This is a genomic window from Kribbella antibiotica, from assembly GCF_004349055.1.
In the GTDB taxonomy this organism is placed as follows: domain Bacteria; phylum Actinomycetota; class Actinomycetes; order Propionibacteriales; family Kribbellaceae; genus Kribbella; species Kribbella antibiotica.
Window position 1 is genome coordinate 1 of the sequence record NZ_SMKX01000171.1, and the last position, 17,825, is coordinate 17,825.

Sequence of the window (17,825 nt, forward strand, 5' to 3'; positions counted from 1 at the left end):
GGTGGGGTGTTGGCGTAGCACGCGACGAAAGGAGCGGGCGTAGCCGACGCAGGGGAAGAGGCTCAGTACGACGAAGGCCCCCACTCGTGATTGCCGGGAGGGGCATTCCTGTCGAGCAGACGGTCTGCCTACTGGAAGGTCGCCGTTGCGGTCAGCGGCGGGAACGCGACCGAGCCCGAGGTCGGCTTCGCGGCCGGGTCGTTGGCACTGAACTTCAGAACGCTGCTCACGTTCAGTTGGACAGCCTTGGTGTCCGCCGGGACCAGGAACGCGATGTCGTCGTCGGTGTGGGTCACCTTGATTCCGGGGACTGCGGCACCGTCGGCAGTGGCAGTCACAGACTGCGGCGCCCAGGTGACGTCGTACAGGATGTAGTTGTAGTCGAGGTTCCCGGTCCACCGGGCAACGAACCAGGCCTTGCCGGCCGGCGCCCAGCCGCGGTCGGAGTCCCACGGGCTCAGCCCGGCCTTGTCGATGTTCAGCGCGTAGGTGGCGTTGAAGTACGGCTTGACCTCCCGCCGGGTGGCCGGGAACGACTTGTTCAGGTCGGCGGAGAGGTCGGTGCGGTAGTAGGTCGTGGCGACGTCGGTCGTCGTCCGCTCGCCGGTGATGAGCGAGACCTTCTGGACGACGGAGCCACTGGTCGCCGTCAACGACACGTCGGTAGCGTCTTTCGGTACCGAGACGAGCAGGGTCCGTGCGGTGCTGGTCCCCTTTTCCTCAGGGCGGAACATCTCGACCGGGCGCTGCTCGGTGCCGACCGTGACCGTCCATTTGGTCGCCGGCGTGGACTTGGAACCGCTGCCGAACCCCGGCTCACCGCTGATCGCGTTGAGCGTCGGGGCGGTGGTGAACTCGGCTGCGATGAACTTCTCGCCGCTCGCCGGGCCCATGACGTCGGCAGCGCCGCCGATCGTCTCCGGATTGGCGAGACCCTTCAAGGTGACTGTGCCGTCCGGGACGACCAGCTTTCCGGTGGCGGGCTTGAGGTCGAGCTTCTGGCCGCCGTCGGTAACCCTGGCCAGCCCGGCCTCGGCCGGCGGTGCCGGCGGCGCGGCGAGGGCGTCCGCGTTGTCGTCGGCCTTCTTGTCGTCGGGCCGCCACAAGGTGCTGCTGGCCGGGCGGAGCTGGGACTGCTGCCACTGGACCTCGTCCGGCAGCTTGAGGCCGGGCTTCTCGCCGGGAGTGGTGTCGATCTTGACGATGTCCCAGACCGAACGCTCCGGCGAACCGAGGCGACGCAGCGGGCCACAGGCCACGGTCCCGAGGGATTGCTTGCCGTCGGCACCGGTCACGTAGTAGCAGCGGGCCGAGGGCTCGATGTTCTTGTTCCGCTCAGTGTCGACCTTCTGGTGCCAGTCGGTCTCTGCGGTGATCAGGAACGCCGACGCGGTCTTCGACTCGACCGTGCCGGCCCCCGTCTCCAGCCCGGACGCCCCGCAACCGGCCACGACCACCAGCCCTGCGGCGATGGCGATCCCTACGCGCGTCTTCAATGCATTTCCCCTCGATCGATGAGCACTACTGCTGCCGGCACCCGACACCTGAAATCCTGCCAGTTTCCAAGGTCCCGCAGAGCACCGAAACGGGATCTGTGGATAACTTGCAGCTTGATGCAACGGCCTGCGGAGGATAGCGAACCCGCAGAGCTGTTGCCCTGAGCATCCTGCACAGAAAGTTACTGCATGTGCGGGCCTGGTGACTGCCATGGTCGTCTTTCGAGGGCTGGACGCCGTGGCCCTCGCGCAGCAGGCGTAGAAGGTGGTAGGACGTGCGAATGGGACCGTCCTCAGCACCCTTCCTCTCGGCCGCCGCGGAGCCGCTCTACCGGGCCGCCGTCGCGAGCGGCAGGACGACGCCGGCGGATCTGGCCGAACGCGCCGGTATCGACCGCGTTGCCGCGGAACACGAGATCGAGGTGCTGGCGGCCATCGGCCTGCTCGACGTACGGGACGGGGCAATCGAAGCAGTAGCTCCCCGGATGCCGTTGGAGCAGGTGGCGGCTGAGCATGCGAAGGCTGCGGACGCCGCTCGCCGGCTCGCCTCGGTGTTCGCCGATGTCTGGAGTGAAGGCGGCGACCGGCTGAACTTCGTGGAGGTGATCGCCGACGAGGCGCGGATCAACGCCGTCGAAGCCAAATTGATGGATGACACGGCCTCAACCGTCGACGGTCTGTGCATCGGCCCGGTGTCGCCGCGGAAGCTGCAACCCGGGATGACGATCCCGCCGCCCAGGGTGGCGGTCGGATTTCTCGAGGCCATGGAACGCGGCGTCCGGGGTCGCGGGCTGTACGGCGTCTCGGTTCTCGAGGACTTCGAAGGACTGGCCGCCGTCCATCAGTGCATCGCGGCCGGCGAGCAGGCGCGCGTCTTCGCGCAGGTGCCGCTCAACCTGATGGTGTTCGACGACAAGCGGGCGTTCATCACGGTGCCGGGCCAGAAAGGCGCACGGCGTTCAGCCATCGTCGTCCACGAGTCCGGCCTGCTCGACTGCTTGGTGAGCCTCTTCGAAGTCTTCTGGCAGATGGGCGTGCCCCTGTCGGCGGAGTCTCAGGTGGTCGACGCGCTGGAGGGTGGTCCGGGGCCGGGAGAGCAGCAGTTGCTGTCCTATCTCGCAGCCGGCCTCACCGATGAGGCGATCGCCCGCGACCTGGGCGTCAGCGCTCGTACGGTCGGCCGCCGGATCGCTCGTCTCGAAGAGGTGCTCGGCGCCCACAGCCGATTCCAGTTGGCCGTCCAGGCGAGCCGTCGAGACTGGATCTGACCTGCGAACGGCTCCGGCGCGCATCGCCGGAGCCGTCCTGACAGGGTTACTCGGCCACGGTGGCCGTGAATGCGCCGGATCCGGAGTCGGCCTTCACCATGAGGCGGTAGTTACCCGCCTTGTTGTTGTAGGTGAATGACTCGTCCGGGTTCGGGGTGATGCCCTGGGCAACAGTCACCCAGTAGGAGCCGAACAGCTGCTGCTGCAGGTAGACGTCGAAGTCGCTACCGGTCGGTCCGTCGAGGCAGACCTTGAGCTGGCCCGCATCGCTGTCGCTGAAGGCGGGGAACGTCTTGCTGCCGCCCGCGCTGAGACTGCCGTCGTACTTGAGCGCTCCGGTGCACGTCCCGCCACCGCCGCCGCTGGACACAACCCACGAGAAGGTCGCGCTGGCAGTCTTGCCTCCGGCGTCAGTGACCTTTGCCGTCACCGATGAGGTGGCTGCGGTGGTCGGGGTGCCGGAGATGAGGCCCGTCGAGGCGTTGACCGAGAGACCGGCCGGGAGACCCGTCGCCGACCACGAGTACGGCGTCGTACCGCCTGTTGCTGCGAGCTGCAGCGTGTCCGCCGTACCGGCCGTGCTCGTCTGCGCGCCCGGGTTGGTGACCGCCGGGGTGCCCGGATCGGGGTTTCCCGTGCCACAGGTCTCAGCCGTCGCCGCGACGGCGATGGCCGTGAACGCCTTCTCGACCGCCAGGCACTCTGCCGAGCCCTGGCCGTACAGGTCCTTGGCGGACTTGATCGCGCCGGTCCGGGCGTTGGAGTACTTGCTCGACGACGTGAGGTAGGTCGCCAGCGTGCGGTACCAGATCTTCTCGGCCTTCGCGTGACCGATGCCGGTCACAGCGGCAGCGCCGGAACAGGTGGGGGAGTCGTAGTTCTTCCCGTTGATCGTCTTGGCGCCCGAGCCCTCGGAGAGCATGTAGTACCAGTGGTTCAGCGGTCCCGAGGAGTAGTGCGGGTCGAGGCTCCCCAGCGTCGAGGACCAGCAGTCCTTCGACACCCCGTCCTTGCTCGGCTTGTCCATGTAGCGCAGCGGCGTGCCGTTGCCGCGGATGTTGATCAGTTCACCGATGAAGTAGTCCGGTACGTCGTTGGGGTTGTTGACGTAGAACTCGACGGCCGTACCGAAGATGTCGGAGTTCGCCTCGTTCAGGCCCCCGGCCTCACCGGTGTACACGAGTCCGGCGGTGTTCTCGGTGACGCCGTGGCTCATCTCGTGCGCGGCGACATCCAGTTCGGTCAGCGGGGCAGCGTTGTTCGCACCGTCGCCGTACGACATCTGCGTGCCGTCCCAGAACGCGTTGACCATCGCGTTGGCGAAGTGGACGCGCGAGCGGGCGCCGCGGCCGTCGTTCCAGATGCCGTTCCGGCCGAGCTGGGTCTTGTAGTAGTCGAACGTCTTCTGCGCGCCGTAGAGCGCGTCGACAGCGGCGGACGCGCGGTCGGAGTTCGCCCCGGTGCCCCACTTGTCGTCGGCGTCGGTGAAGAGGTCACCGTCGGGGCCCTCACCCGTGTTGGGGTCGCCCTGGTTGTGGACGTCGGTGGCCGTGTTGCCCGCCGCGTCCTTCATCTCGTAACCGCCGCCCGACTTGACGGTGGTGTTGATGGTGACGTCGCCGACGAAGATGCCGTTGCCGGTACCGGTCTTGATCTCGTCGTCGGTCGCGAGTACGGCGCCGGTGCCGGCGTCGACGTACGTGTGCAGCCGCGTCGGAACCTGGTTGGCGCGCAGCCCGGTGGTCAGTACGTCGTAGGCCAGCTTGGGGCCCTGATCGGTGACGAACACGACCAGTTCGTTGCCGGCTGCCTTCTCGTCCTTGGTGGCCTTCGCCGTGGCCAGACCCTTGGCCTGCGCGGCTGCCTTGGAGATCTTGGCGGTCCGCGACGCGGGGGCGACGCTCTTGCGGCCGAGGTTGTACTCGACCGCCTTGATCGTGCCCTTTGCATCCTTGTGAGCGACGAAGTCACCACCGATGACGCGTAGCCCGTCGAGCGTGCGCTCGTACCGCACATGCGTGGCGCCGCCGGCATCCTCGACGACCGACTTGACGGTCAGCTTCTCGCCCGCTGCCAGCCCCAGAGCAGACGCACTCGCCAGTGCGTGCGCCTGCTCGTCGGCGGCCAACGACTTCGACTCGTGGGCGACGGCGCCCGGGGGCGTCTGGGCGGTGACGCCGGCGAAGGCGGGCGACACCACCAGCCCGGCAACTAGGAGACCGGCGAGGCCGGTCACCCTGGTTTTGTTTCGATTCACAACTGCTCCTTAGGCGGGGTCGACGATCGGCCGACCAAAGGCGCGCCAGCCATACCGGGGAGGTTCGGCAGCGGCGGGCGCTTGGGGTGCTCCGAGTTTGTGGATACCCCTTGGTCAGCGGAAGGCGTCGTTGTGGCCGAGATCGGCACCGCCGATTTACGACATCGTTGCCGAAGGCACCGAGAGTCACGGGCCAGGTACTCCCGGTCTAGGTTGATGCATCAACCGGACAGGGTAGGATGGTGGACGTGGGTACTGGACCGTGGCTCGACGATGACGAGCAGAAGGCATGGCGCAGCTATCTGCTGATGCACAAAACTCTTGAGACGCACATGGAACGGCACCTCTCGCGGGAGTTCGGCCTCTCCAAGTCCGACTTCGAGATCCTGGTGAACCTGTCCGAGGCGGAGACGGGGCGGATGCGCGCCTTCGAGCTGGGGCAGGCGACGCAGTGGGAGAAGAGCCGGATGTCCCACCACCTGACCCGGATGGAGAAGCGCGGGCTGGTACGGCGGGAGTCGTGCGACTCGCGGTATCCCGAGGTGGTGATCACCGACGAGGGCCGGGCGGCGATCGAGGCCTGTGCTCCGGAGCATGCGGCGCGGATCCGGAAATTCTTCGTCGACGTGTTCGGCCCTGAGCGGCTGACCGCGCTGGGGGAGGCTTCGGACGAGGTTGTCGCGACCATCCGCAAGCATGAGGCTTCCGACTGCCCGCCTGAGGTTCGCGGCGGCTGCTGACCTGAGAGCGGTGTTCAGGTAGTTCTCAGGACAACTTGACGCTCGCTTGAGGTTCCCTTGGCGTGCGTCTGAGGGGCCCACGACCAGGCTGTCGGTCATGGTCACCACAAGAGCGTTCGACGAATCCTCCGACCGGCGGCGGCGCTGGTTGCGCCGGGCCTCCGTGGCCGCGACGGCAACCGCCGTACTCGGCATCGGCACGGCCGGCCTGTCCGTCGCCGTCGTGTCCGCCCGGCACGCGACTCCCGCTGCAACCTCGACGGACTCCACCAGCAGTTCCGGTAGCTCCGACACTGAGTGGGGCACTGAGAGCGGGCTAGGAACGGCTCCCTCCGAGGCGGTCCCGCAGGGCGGGAGCAATGGCTCATGAGCGCCTCGCGGACTTGGACCGCCTGGAGCTGCACGGTCCGCCTGACCGTCGACGACCCCGCTGTCCTCGGTGCGGCCTGCGGTGAGCTCAAGGCGCTGATGGATCGCGTCGACAAGGCAGCCAGCCGGTTCCGGCCGGACTCCGAGCTGTCGATCGTCAACCAGCGCGGCGGTGCGATGGTGCCAGTCTCTCGGCTGCTCGTCGACCTCGTTGATGTGTCGCTGATGGCTGCGTCGATCAGTGGGGGAGCAGTAGACCCCACCGTCGGTACGGCGGTCATCGCCGCGGGCTACGACGACGACATCGAGACCGTACGACGTCGCGGCGCGCAGCCGGCCGCCGTACCGGCTCTCGTGCCGGGGTGGCAGCAGGTGCAGCTCAACCGGAAGCTCGCGCTGTTGGGAGTACCTGAGGATGCTGCCCTCGACCTGGGGGCGACGGCGAAGGCGTGGACGGCTGACCGAGCCGCATTGGTCCTCAGCAAGCGCTATGGCTGCGCAGTGCTTGTCGAGATCGGCGGGGACTTGTGTGCAGCCGGACAGCCGGCTGAACCGTGGGTCATCACGGTGGCTGAGCGCTTGGGTGACCCCGGCGTCATGGTCACGCTCGCCCACGGCGGCCTGACCACCTCAACCCGTACGTCGCGTTGCTGGGAGAACGGGCATCACATCATCGACCCGCGGACCGGGCGGCCGGCTGACGGTCCCTGGCGAACCGCATCGGTCTGGGCACCGACCGCCGTACGGGCCAACACCTTCAGTACGGCGCTCATCGCCACCGGCGAGGCGGCGGTCGGCCGACTGACGCTGGCTGGTCATCCGGCACGCATGATCGCCGACGACGGTGAGGTCACCGAGGTGGCCGGCTGGCCCGCAGCGACGCAGGCAGCCTGATGACACTCTGGTACGTCGCCCGCGCGGCCGGCGTGGTCGCCATGATCATGTTCACCCTGGCAGCCGCGCTCGGCATCGTCAGCTCGGGCAACCGCCGGCCGGACCGCCGTTTCTGGCTCCAATACGTGCACCGCTCCGCGGCTGTCACCGGGCTGGTCCTGCTCATCGCGCATGTCTTCGCAGTGATCGCCGACAGCAACGTGGAGATCAGTCCGACCGTTCTGCTCTGGCCCTTCGGCTCCGGCTATCGACCGTTCGCCATGGCAGTCGGAACGCTCGCTCTGTACGGCCTGGTCTTCGCCACGATCGCTGGCGCAGCCCGCGGTCGACTCGCCAGGTTCGCAGCCTTCAGCAGGTACTGGCGAACCATCCACATCGCCGCCTCGGTCGGCTGGGCCTTGTCCATCGGACATGCGCTCCTGGCCGGAACCGATCGCACTGCGCCGTGGATGCTCGCCATCAGCCTCAGCTGCCTCACTGCGGTGGTCGGCGCCGGCTTCTACCGCGCTCACACCTATGCGCCACCCACCCTCGTTCGTGCCGGGAGGGCTCGATGAAGACCTTGCAAGCGACCAGTGTGATCGGCGATGCCCGTCTCCTCGCCGGACTGGACCAGGGCCGCCTCGATCGACAGGCGCACCTCTGGACGCACGGTGCACAGCCCGAGCTGACCCGAGCGGCGTACTCCGAATTGTGTGAAGCGGTCGGGCTCAAAGGTCGCGGTGGTGCCGCCTTCCCGGTCGCTCGCAAGCTGGCGAGTCTTCCGGAGCGTGGAATCGAGGCGGTGGTCGTCAACGGTTCGGAGAGCGAGCCCATCAGCCGCAAGGACCGGATGCTGCTGACCCTCTCGCCACATCTGGTTCTCGATGGGGCCACCGGCCTGGCGCATGCACTCGGAGCTCCGCATGTCCTGATCGCCGTCCACGACGCTGAGGCTGCGATGTCAGTCCGAGAGGCGATTTTGGAGCGCGGCGACCGGCTGGCGATCGAGGTGACCGAGACCCCGGGACGCTTCGTCGCAGGTGAAGCCAGGGCGGTCCTGAGTGCGCTCGAAGGCGGGCCGGCGGTTCCGCCCGGTCGGAAGGTGCTGCCCACCCAGCAGGGCTACCACCGGCGTCCGACCTTCCTGTCGAATGTCGAGACGTTCGCACAGCTCGCCGTACTGGCTCGAATGGGCTCTCGGAGGTTCGCCACCACCGGAGTGAGTGCAGAGCCGGGTACGCAGCTACTTACCGTCGCTGGTGCCGTGCAGCGGCCAGGCGTGATCGAGACACCGATCGGCGTACCGCTCGACACCGTCCTCCGCTACACCGGTGCCGACCCCGGTCCGGTGCTGCTCGGTGGGTACCACGGCCGCTGGTTGCCGGAGGCGAGTCAGCAACCGCTCCAGGGGACTGGGATCGTCCTGGCGCTTGGCGCGGACACCTGCCCACTCGGCGAGGTGCATCGGGTCGCCCAGTGGCTCGCGAGCCAGTCAGCCGGCCAGTGCGGACCCTGCGTGTTCGGTCTCGCCGGACTGGCTGACGACTTCGGCCGCATCGTCCGTGGCGACACCAGCGGCTGGTACGACGCCCAGCGCCACCTCGGCCTGGTTCCGGGGCGAGGTGCGTGCGCCCACCCGGACGGCGCTGCCCGGTTCCTGGCGTCGGCCCTGGAGGTGTTCGACGACGACCTGCGTCGGCATCTCGGCGAAAACCGGGGTTGTGGCCGCCCAGTGCACGGCGTACTGGAGGTGTCCCATGGCTAGGCTGGAAATCGACTGGACCCGGTGCGACGGCCATGGGCTCTGCGCCACTTTGCTCGGGGGTGACGTAGCTCTCGACGAGTGGGGCTTTCCGGTCCTGAAGGGCCGCGAAATCACAGCCGGTGAGCTGCCGGATGCGCGCCGCGCTGTCTTGGCCTGTCCGGCGCTCGCACTGCGCCTCGACAAGTCTGTTAAGGGTTACTGACCAGTGCCCGGACAGGGCCGTCCCAACATCACACCAGTGACAAAGGTGGACTAATCTCTGAGAGACCGCACAACGGCGTGCGGCCGGTGCCGGCGGGCACCGAAGTTCACGTGTGGAGACGGTGGGGAATGCAGAGCAAGCTGGACGTCCAGAAAGCGGATGTGCTCGCCAAGGCGGTGGCAGCAGGGACACATGGTCACGACAAGTCGGCCGACCCCGGCAAGCTGAAGACCTTCCTGGAGCGTTACTACCGGTACGTCGCCGCCGAGGATGTGGCCGAGCGCCAGCCGGCCGACTGTCTCGGGGCCGCTCGGCACCACTACAAGAGCGCAGTGTCGCGCCCGCAGGGGACGGCGAAGGTGCACGTCTTCACGCCGACCCTGGATGAGCACGGCTGGTCCGCGAACGGGCGGACGGTCGTGGAGATCGTCATCGACGACATGCCGTTCCTGGTCGACAGCGCCTCGATGGTCATCACCGCCCGGGACCTCGAGATCCAGTTGCTGATCCACCCGCAGTTCGTGGTCCGCCGGGACGTCACCGGCGACCTCGAGGAGGTGCTCGACGACGCTGCCGCCGCCGATGCCCACGACCTGGTCCGCGAGAGCTGGATGCACCTCGAGGTCGAGCGGATCGCCGATGTGGCGGAGCACCGCGCGCTGGAGGCGGCCCTGCAGCAGGCGCTGCACGACGTGCGCGAAGCGGTCGAGGACTGGCCGAAGATGCATGAGAAGGCCACCAGCATCGCCGCCTCGCTGAACGCCGCCGACCTGCCGGTCAGCGAGAACGAGGTGGAGGAGGCGAAGGAGCTCCTGGAGTGGCTCGCCGACGAGCACTTCACCTTCCTCGGCTACCGCGAGTACGACTTCACCGTGGAGGGCGCGCAGGGCATCCTGCGCGGCGTTCCGGGCACCGGCCTCGGTATCCTGCGGCCGGACCCGAAGCCGGGCACCGGCAAGCTCCCGCCCGAGGTGAGCGCCAAGGCCCGTGAGCGCAAGCTGATGATCCTGACCAAGGCCAACTCGCGCTCCACCGTGCACCGCTCGACGTACCTGGACTATGTCGGGATCAAGCAGTTCGACGCGAACGGCGACCCGGTGCGCGAGTGCCGCTTCATCGGTCTGCTCTCGTCGACCGCCTACACCGAGAGCGTCATGCAGGTGCCGGTCCTGCGCCGCAAGGCGGCTGAGCTCTTCCGCCTGACCGGCTTCGAGCCGAACAGCCACAGTGGCAAGGGACTGCTCGACGTACTCGAGACCTACCCGCGTGACGAGCTGCTGCAGGCACCTGTCGAGGACCTGCTGCCGATCGTGCAGTCGGTGCTCCACCTGCAGGAGCGCCGCGCAGTCAAGCTGTTCGTACGGCGCGATGTCTACAACCGGTACCTGTCCTGCCTGGTGTACCTGCCGCGTGACCGCTACACCACTGCGGTCCGCTTGAAGATGCAGGACATCCTCAAGGAAGCCATCGGGGCCGAGTCCGTCACCTACGCGGCGTACGTGACGGAGTCCGTGCTCGCGCGTGTCCACTTCGTCGTCCGGATGAAGCACGGCACGACGGTCGGCGACTACGACCAAGACCTGCTTGAGCAGCGAATCATCGAGGCCAGCCGGGCGTGGGAGGACGACTTCGCCCAGGCCCTGCACGCCAAGGGCGGTGACGGCGCTGTCGCGCAGCTGTTCCGCCGGTACGGCGATGCGTTCCCCGAGGCGTACAAGGAAGACTTCGACGCCCGCCTCGCAGTGAACGACGTCGCGGTGCTGGAGGGGCTGCCGGCTGCCAACGGCCTGGCGATGTCCCTCTACAGCCCGATCGAGGAAGAGTGGGTGGGGGAGCGCCGGTTCAAGGTGTTCCGGACCGGGACCCCGCTGTCGCTGTCCCAGGTGCTGCCGCTGCTGACCCACATGGGTGTCGAGGTGATCGACGAGCGGCCGTACGAGATCCGGCGCGACGACGGCATGGTCTACATCTACGACTTTGGCCTGAAGGCGCCGCCGAAGTCCGAAGAGCGCGAGGAGCTGCGACAGCTCTTCTCCGACACGTTCCAGGCAGTCTGGGAGGGCAAGGCCGAGTCCGACCGGCTCAACGCGCTTGTACTGCGTGGTGGCCTGAGCTGGCGGCAGGTGTCGATCCTGCGTGCGTACCAGCGCTACATCCGTCAGGGCGGGACGCCGTTCAGCCAGGACTACATCGAGAACACCTTCCTGGCGCACGTGGACGTCGCCAGCCTCCTGGTGCAGTTGTTCGAGACCAGCTTCGACCCCGCCCGCGGTGACGCCGACCACCCGGACCGGGTCGCACAGTGCGACCTGCTGGAGAAGGAGATTCTCGCGGCGCTGGACACAGTGCAGTCGCTGGACGAGGACCGGATTCTGCGGTCCTACCTGACTGTCATGAAGGCGACCCTGCGGACGAACTACTTCCAGCCGGCCGCCGACGGGCAGCCGCGGACCTACATTTCGCTGAAGCTCGAGCCGAAGGCGATTCCCGAGCTGCCGCAGCCGCGGCCGGCGTACGAGATCTTTGTGTACTCGCCTCAGGTCGAGGGTGTCCACCTGCGATTCGGTGCGGTCGCGCGTGGTGGTCTGCGCTGGTCGGACCGGCGCGAAGACTTCCGCACCGAGGTGCTGGGTCTGGTCAAGGCGCAGATGGTGAAGAACTCGGTGATCGTGCCGGTGGGCGCGAAGGGCGGCTTCTACGCGAAGCAGCTGCCGGATCCGTCGGTGGATCGCGATGCGTGGCTGGCCGAGGGGATCGCGTCGTACAAGACGTTCATCTCCGGGCTGCTCGACATCACGGACAACATCGTCGCCGGTGAGGTCGTCGCGCCGTCGCAGGTCGTCCGGTACGACGGCGATGACGCGTACCTGGTGGTTGCCGCGGACAAGGGCACGGCGACCTTCTCCGACATCGCGAACGGCGTAGCCAAGCAGTACGGCTTCTGGCTCGGTGACGCGTTCGCCTCGGGCGGTTCGGTGGGTTACGACCACAAGGCGATGGGGATCACCGCGCGTGGTGCGTGGGAGTCGGTCAAGCGGCACTTCCGCGAGATGGGCCATGACTGCCAGAACGAGCCGTTCACCGTGGTCGGTGTCGGTGACATGTCCGGTGACGTGTTCGGCAACGGGATGCTGTTGTCGGAGCACATCCAGCTGGTCGCAGCCTTCGACCACCGGCACATTTTCCTGGACCCGACCCCGGACGCGGCGACCTCGTTCGCCGAGCGGCGCCGGTTGTTCGAGCTGCCGCGGTCGTCGTGGGCCGACTACGACGCCTCGCTGATCTCGGCGGGCGGTGGCGTGTACGCGCGGACCGAGAAGGCGATCCCGGTCTCGAGTGAGATCTGCCAGGCGCTCGGGATCGAGGGCTCGCCGTCGCACCTGACGCCGGCCGAGCTGATGAACGCGATCCTGAAGGCGCCGGTCGACCTGTTCTGGAACGGCGGCATCGGCACCTACGTGAAGGCGACCGCCGAGTCGCACGGCGACGTTGGTGACAAGGCCAACGACCCGATCCGGATCAACGGTTCCGACCTGCGCGCCAAGGCTGTTGGTGAAGGCGGCAACCTCGGCTTCACCCAGCTCGGGCGCATCGAGTACGCCGCGGGCGGTGGGCGGATCAACACCGACTTCATCGACAACGTGGCCGGCGTGGACACGTCCGACCATGAGGTCAACATCAAGATCCTGCTCGACACGGTGGTGGCCGACGGGGATCTGACCGAGAAGCAGCGCAACGACATCATCGCGTCGATGACCGACGAGGTCGGCGGGCTGGTGCTCAAGTCGAACTACCGGCAGAACATCGCGCTGGCCAATGCGGCCGCGCAGGCGCCGGCGTTGATGCACGTCCACCAGGACTGGGTGCGGCGGCTGGAGAAGCAAGGGCTGCTGGACCGCGAGCTGGAGTTCCTGCCGAGTATCGCGGAGTTCAAGCGGCGCAAGGCCGATGGGCGTGGGCTGACCTCGCCGGAGCTGTCGGTGCTGATCGCCTACACGAAGATCGTGATGGAGGCGGAGTTGCTGAAGACTTCGCTGCCGGACGACGCGTTCCTCCAGCACAAGCTCGCCTCGTACTTCCCGAAGGCGATGCAGAACCGGTTCGGCGAGCAGATCGAGGGTCACCAGCTGCGCCGCGAGATCATCACCACGCAGGTGGTGAACGAGTTCGTGAACACGTCCGGCATCACGGCGTACCACCGGCTCTCGCTGGAGACCGGCGGTTCGGTGGAGGACGTCGTACGGGCGAACCTGGCAGCGTCACGGATCTTTGGGCAGCCGGATCTGCTGTCGGCGAATGCTGATCTGGACAACGTGGTCGACGCGGCCACCCAGACGCACATGCGGCTGGAGACCCGCACGCTCGTCGAGCGCGCGACGCGTTGGCTGGTCAGCAACCACCGGCCGCCGGTCGACATCCAGGACCTGATCGACAACTTCGCTCCTGGTATCGCGAAGCTGGCAGCCGCGCTGCCGGAATTGCTGCGCGGCCGCGAGATGGCGTTGTTCGAGCAGCGTCGTGAGGCGTTGATCGAGAAGGGCGTACCGGCCGACTTCGCGACCAGCATCGCGATCCTGCCCCCGGCGTACGCGGGGCTGGGGATCGTGGAGACGGCCTCGGCCGACGACCTCGACATCCTGGAGGTCGCCAAGGTGCACTTCGCGCTGGCCGAGCGCCTGCAGCTCGGTCTGTTCCTGGAGCGCATCATCGGCCTCCCGCGCACCGACCGCTGGCAGACGATGGCCCGGGCTGCCCTCCGCGACGACCTACACGCTGTCCACGCCCGCCTGACCCGTCAGGTCCTGGCCACTACCGACGCCGGCGAAGACCCCGAAACCCGAGTCATCGCCTGGCAGGACCAGAACGCCACGGCCTTGTCCCGGGCCGCCACCATGCTCGAAGAAATCGTCGACACCGAAGGCCCAGAACTGGCCCACCTCTCAGTGGGCCTCCGTCTGGTCCGCACCCTGCTAGCCAACCAGGCCTGACGCTTACGGGGTTTAGCGTTCGGAGACCAGGACGTCTACTGAGTACTGGTCGGCGCGGTAGCAGTGGCTGCCGTATTCGACGGGGGCGCCGTCGGCGCCGTAGGCGGAGCGGGTCATGGTGACCAGTGGCTCGGCTTTGGACATGTGCAGGGTACGGCGCTCTTCGGCGCTCGCGTTGCGGGCGCCGATGCGTTGCCGGGCGACCGTGGGGCGAATTCCGCGCGCCCGGAGAACGGCGTACAGGCCGTCGCGTTCGAGGTCGGCGACTGTGAGGTCGTTGAGGGCCGGGGGCAACCAGTTGCGCAGAATGGCGAGCGGCTGATCGCCGGCGTACCGAAGACGGACGATCGAGACGAGCGCAGTGCCGGCCGGGAGGCCGAGCATCTCGGCGGCGCGGTCGTCGTGGGCGTCGGTGGTGAGTGAGAGGACGTCGGTGCGCGGCGTGCGGCCCTCGCGGATGAGGTCGTCGTACAGGCTGGTCAGCTCGGCCTTGCGGTGCACCATCCGGTTCGCAACCGTGGTGCCGATGCCGCGACGGCGGACCAGTAGGCCCTTGTTGACCAGCTCGGAGATCGCTCGCCGCACGGTCGGCCGGGACAGGCCGAGCCGGTCCGACATGGCGATCTCGTTCTCGAACGGGTCGCCGGGGCGCAGCGTGCCGCCGCTGATGGCAGCGGTCAGTTGCTCGGCGAGCTGGTGGTAGAGCGGCACCGGGCTCGTCCGATCGATGCTGATCGGGAGGGTGTCCATGAGGCGGGATGTTACAGGTCGAAGGTATGTATGTCTCTACGTGCGAATGTGTTAACAAACTATTGACACCTCTGGTCTCGCGAGGAAAGCTGGCCGCGGTGGATCCGGTGTGCGGAGCCGGCCGCCGATCAGGGCTCGGGACGACAGAAGAGGACAGCGGATGCGGATCGGGTTGGTCGGGGTCGGGCGGATCGGTGCGTTCCACGCTTCGACGCTCAAGGGGTTGCCGGCGGTGGACGAGGTGGTCGTCGCCGATGCCGATGCCGGTCGGGCCGAGACGGTCGCGAAGGAACTCGGTCTCCCCTCTGCCCCGGACGTTCCCAGCCTGCTTGCCGCCGGCCTCGACGGGTTTGTCATCGCTGCGGCGACGGGCGCGCACGCTGAGCTGATCGCGGCCGGGGTTGCGGCCGGCGTACCAACGTTCTGTGAGAAGCCGGTGGCGCTCGACCTGGCTGAGACGCAGCGAGTAGTCGAGCTGGTCGAGGCTCACAAAGTACCGGTGCACATCGGTTTCCAGCGGCGCTTCGACGCCGGCTACCAGGCTGCGCGGGCCGCGGTGGCGTCCGGCGAGCTCGGGTTTGTTCACCACATCCGCGCGAACACGAACGACGCATCCCCGCCGCATCGCGAGTACATCCCGCAGAGTGGCGGCTTCTTCCGCGACTGCACGGTCCACGACTTCGACATCATCCGGTACGTCACCGGCCGCGAGATCGTCAGCGTGTACGCGACGGGCGCCAACCGTGGTGAGGCTTTCTTCGGCGAGGCCGGTGATGTGGACTCGGCGGCCGCTCTGCTCACGCTGGACGACGGCACCTTCGCCATGGTCAGCGGCACGCGCTACAACGGCGCCGGCCACGACGTGCGGATGGAGCTGCAGGGCAGTCTGGGGTCGATCGCCGTCGGGCTCGACGAGCACACCGCACTGCGGTCGGCGGAGCCCGGAGTGAACTTTCCGGCCGGTCCGCCGCATCTGACCTTCATGGATCGCTTCCAGCCGGCGTACGTGGCTGAACTCACCGCCTTCACCGAGGTGGCCGCCGGAACGCGTGACGTGCCGTGCACCGTCCGCGACGCTCTCGCGGCGTTCCGGATCGCTGACGCGTGTGAGCTGTCCCGGCACGAGAACCGTGTCGTCACTCTTTAACCTTCCATTGCTGCGATAGAGGAGACTGTGCACGATGACTGACCTGGCTGCCCGGATCGCGGGTGCTCCGATCTCGTGGGGTGTTTGCGAAGTTCCCGGCTGGGGCTATCAGTACGACGCTGAGACTGTGCTGGCCGAGATGCGGGCCGTCGGGCTCGCCGCGACCGAGTTCGGGCCGGACGGGTTCCTGCCCGAGGTACCGGCCGAGAAGGCGAAGACGCTGGCCGAGGTCGGGCTGCGGGCGGTGGGCGGATTCGTGCCCGTCGTCCTGCATGATCCCGGCCATGACCCCGCGCCCGAGGTCGCTGCTGCGCTGGAGGGCTTTGTCGCCGCCGGTGCGAGCACACTGGTCCTCGCGGCCGCGACCGGCCAGGAGGGGTACGACGATCGCCCCGTCCTGGACGAGATCGAGTGGAACACGTTGCTGGGCAACCTCGACAAGCTGTCCGCGCTCGCAGCCGAGAGCGGCGTACTGGCGACTGTCCACCCGCACGTCGGGACGATGGTCGAGAACGCGGCCGACGTCGAGCGGGTGCTTGCCGGGTCCTCGATCGGGCTCACGCTGGACACCGGTCACCTGCTGATCGGTGGGGTCGACCCGGTTGCGTTGACGCTCGCGCACACCGACCGGATCAAGCACACGCACCTGAAGGATGTCGATGCCGCGTGGGCCGCGAAGGTGCAGTCGGGTGAAGTGACCTACACCGACGCGGTCCGGGACGGCATGTACCGTCCGCTCGGTCACGGCGACATCGACCTGGGCGCGATCGTGAGCACGCTCGAACAGTCCGGCTACGACGGCTGGTACGTGCTGGAGCAGGACACGATCCTGCCCGACCGTCCGGCCGACGAGGGCCCGGTGGTCGACGTACGGGTGAGTATCGCGCATCTGCTGGCCATCGCGGAGGCTGTTGGATGAGCGGCGCAGAGGCTGTTGGATGAGCTGGGAATCGGTTGCTGTGGGATGGGGAGATTGATGGCGGACGACGTACTGACGATTGGCCGAATCGGTGTCGACCTGTATCCGTTGCAGATCGGGACGCACCTGGAGGACGTGACCTCGTTCGGGAAGTTCCTGGGTGGGAGCGCCACGAACGTCGCGGTCGCGGCGGCTCGCCACGGGCGGAAGTCTGCGGTGATCAGCCGGACCGGGAACGATCCGTTCGGGACGTTCATTCACTCGTCGCTGCGCGAACTCGGGGTGGACGACCGGTTCGTGACGCCGGTGGAGGGGTTGCCGACGCCGATCACGTTCTGCGAGATCTTCCCGCCGGACAACTTCCCGCTGTACTTCTACCGGTTCCCGAAGGCGCCGGACCTGGTCATCAACCCGTCGGAGCTCGACCTCGACGCGATCCGGGACGCGCGGATCTACTGGTCGACCGTGACCGGGCTGTCCGCCGAGCCGTCGCGGTCGGCGCATTTCGCTGCTTGGGAAGCGCGTGGTCGCCGGCCGATCACGGTGCTGGACCTGGACTATCGGCCGATGTTCTGGGCCGACCCGAGCGAGGCACACTCGCAGGTGAGCCGGGCACTCGACTACTGCACGGTTGCCGTCGGCAACCGTGAGGAGTGTGAGGTCGCCGTCGGTGAGACCGACCCGGACAAGGCGGCCCAGGCTCTGCTGGATCGCGGTCTCGAGTTGGCGGTCGTCAAACAAGGCCCGAAGGGAACACTCGCCCGCACTCGTGATGAGCGCGTGGAGGTCCCACCGCACCCGGTCGAGGTGGTCAACGGCCTCGGCGCCGGCGACGGCTTCGGCGGCGCACTCTGCCACGGACTCCTGGCCGGCTGGCCCCTGGAGAAGATCATTCGCTTCGCCAACACGGCCGGCGCGATCGTCGCCTCGCGCCTCGAATGCTCCACCGCCATGCCCACGACGACCGAAGTCCTCACGACGATGGGGGAGCCCGTATGACCGACTCCCGCCGGCCAATCCCAGTCCGCCAGCCCACCCCCGAGGACCC

Annotated in this window: 14 protein-coding genes; 11 read left to right on the plus strand and 3 right to left on the minus strand. The window is 67.7% G+C overall.

Going from position 1 to position 17,825, the window contains the following annotated elements:
* Nucleotides 1-128: 128 nt before the first annotated feature.
* Nucleotides 129-1,496 carry a hypothetical protein gene (locus tag E1263_RS36275; RefSeq protein ID WP_132175853.1) on the minus strand — a complete coding sequence of 456 codons (1,368 nt, stop codon included), beginning with the start codon at nucleotides 1,494-1,496 and terminating at the stop codon, nucleotides 129-131.
* 281 nt (nucleotides 1,497-1,777) lie between these two features.
* Here E1263_RS36275 and E1263_RS36280 point away from each other — a divergent pair, with 281 nt between their 5' ends.
* Entirely contained in the window at nucleotides 1,778-2,764 is a 987-nt protein-coding gene (locus tag E1263_RS36280) for a helix-turn-helix transcriptional regulator (RefSeq protein WP_238161865.1), read from the plus strand.
* A gap of 46 nt (nucleotides 2,765-2,810) precedes the next feature.
* Here E1263_RS36280 and E1263_RS36285 read toward each other — a convergent pair whose 3' ends face one another.
* On the minus strand, nucleotides 2,811-5,021 hold the full coding sequence (locus E1263_RS36285) for a M4 family metallopeptidase (protein ID WP_132175857.1): 2,211 nt from the start codon (nucleotides 5,019-5,021) through the stop codon (nucleotides 2,811-2,813).
* A gap of 239 nt (nucleotides 5,022-5,260) precedes the next feature.
* Here E1263_RS36285 and E1263_RS36290 point away from each other — a divergent pair, with 239 nt between their 5' ends.
* From E1263_RS36290 to E1263_RS36320, 7 genes are all read left to right on the plus strand, one after another.
* Nucleotides 5,261-5,761, plus strand: a complete 501-nt coding sequence (locus E1263_RS36290; protein ID WP_202869227.1) for a MarR family winged helix-turn-helix transcriptional regulator — start codon at nucleotides 5,261-5,263, stop codon at nucleotides 5,759-5,761.
* A 97-nt stretch (nucleotides 5,762-5,858) separates the two neighbouring features.
* Entirely contained in the window at nucleotides 5,859-6,131 is a 273-nt protein-coding gene (locus tag E1263_RS36295; RefSeq protein WP_132175861.1) for a hypothetical protein, read from the plus strand.
* Nucleotides 6,128-7,024, plus strand: coding sequence for an FAD:protein FMN transferase (locus tag E1263_RS36300; RefSeq protein WP_132175863.1), 897 nt, complete (start codon nucleotides 6,128-6,130; stop codon nucleotides 7,022-7,024). Before E1263_RS36295 ends, E1263_RS36300 begins: the two co-directional genes overlap by 4 nt.
* Nucleotides 7,024-7,581: a ferric reductase-like transmembrane domain-containing protein gene (locus E1263_RS36305; protein WP_132175865.1), complete on the plus strand. Its 558-nt coding sequence runs from the start codon at nucleotides 7,024-7,026 to the stop codon at nucleotides 7,579-7,581. Before E1263_RS36300 ends, E1263_RS36305 begins: the two co-directional genes overlap by 1 nt.
* A complete protein-coding gene (locus E1263_RS36310; protein ID WP_132175867.1) occupies nucleotides 7,578-8,771 on the plus strand; it encodes an NADH-ubiquinone oxidoreductase-F iron-sulfur binding region domain-containing protein in 1,194 nt (397 codons plus the stop codon). Before E1263_RS36305 ends, E1263_RS36310 begins: the two co-directional genes overlap by 4 nt.
* Nucleotides 8,764-8,973 carry a ferredoxin gene (locus E1263_RS36315; RefSeq protein ID WP_132175869.1) on the plus strand — a complete coding sequence of 70 codons (210 nt, stop codon included), beginning with the start codon at nucleotides 8,764-8,766 and terminating at the stop codon, nucleotides 8,971-8,973. Before E1263_RS36310 ends, E1263_RS36315 begins: the two co-directional genes overlap by 8 nt.
* A 128-nt stretch (nucleotides 8,974-9,101) precedes the next feature.
* Nucleotides 9,102-13,961, plus strand: a complete 4,860-nt coding sequence (locus E1263_RS36320; protein WP_132175871.1) for an NAD-glutamate dehydrogenase — start codon at nucleotides 9,102-9,104, stop codon at nucleotides 13,959-13,961.
* A gap of 12 nt (nucleotides 13,962-13,973) precedes the next feature.
* On the opposite strand, the gene E1263_RS36325 is transcribed toward E1263_RS36320, so the two are convergent.
* Nucleotides 13,974-14,711, minus strand: coding sequence for a GntR family transcriptional regulator (locus E1263_RS36325; protein ID WP_132175873.1), 738 nt, complete (start codon nucleotides 14,709-14,711; stop codon nucleotides 13,974-13,976).
* Between the two features lie 160 nt (nucleotides 14,712-14,871).
* On the opposite strand from E1263_RS36325, the gene E1263_RS36330 reads away from it, so the two are divergent.
* From E1263_RS36330 to iolC, 3 genes are read left to right on the plus strand one after another with little or no spacing between them, the layout of a single operon-like run.
* Complete coding sequence (locus tag E1263_RS36330) at nucleotides 14,872-15,858, plus strand: Gfo/Idh/MocA family protein (protein WP_132175875.1); 987 nt, start codon at nucleotides 14,872-14,874, stop codon at nucleotides 15,856-15,858.
* Nucleotides 15,859-15,892: 34 nt separating this feature from the next.
* Nucleotides 15,893-16,777: a sugar phosphate isomerase/epimerase family protein gene (locus E1263_RS36335; protein ID WP_132175877.1), complete on the plus strand. Its 885-nt coding sequence runs from the start codon at nucleotides 15,893-15,895 to the stop codon at nucleotides 16,775-16,777.
* 57 nt (nucleotides 16,778-16,834) lie between these two features.
* A complete protein-coding gene (gene iolC, locus E1263_RS36340) occupies nucleotides 16,835-17,776 on the plus strand; it encodes a 5-dehydro-2-deoxygluconokinase (protein ID WP_132175879.1) in 942 nt (313 codons plus the stop codon).
* Nucleotides 17,777-17,825: the final 49 nt, after the last annotated feature.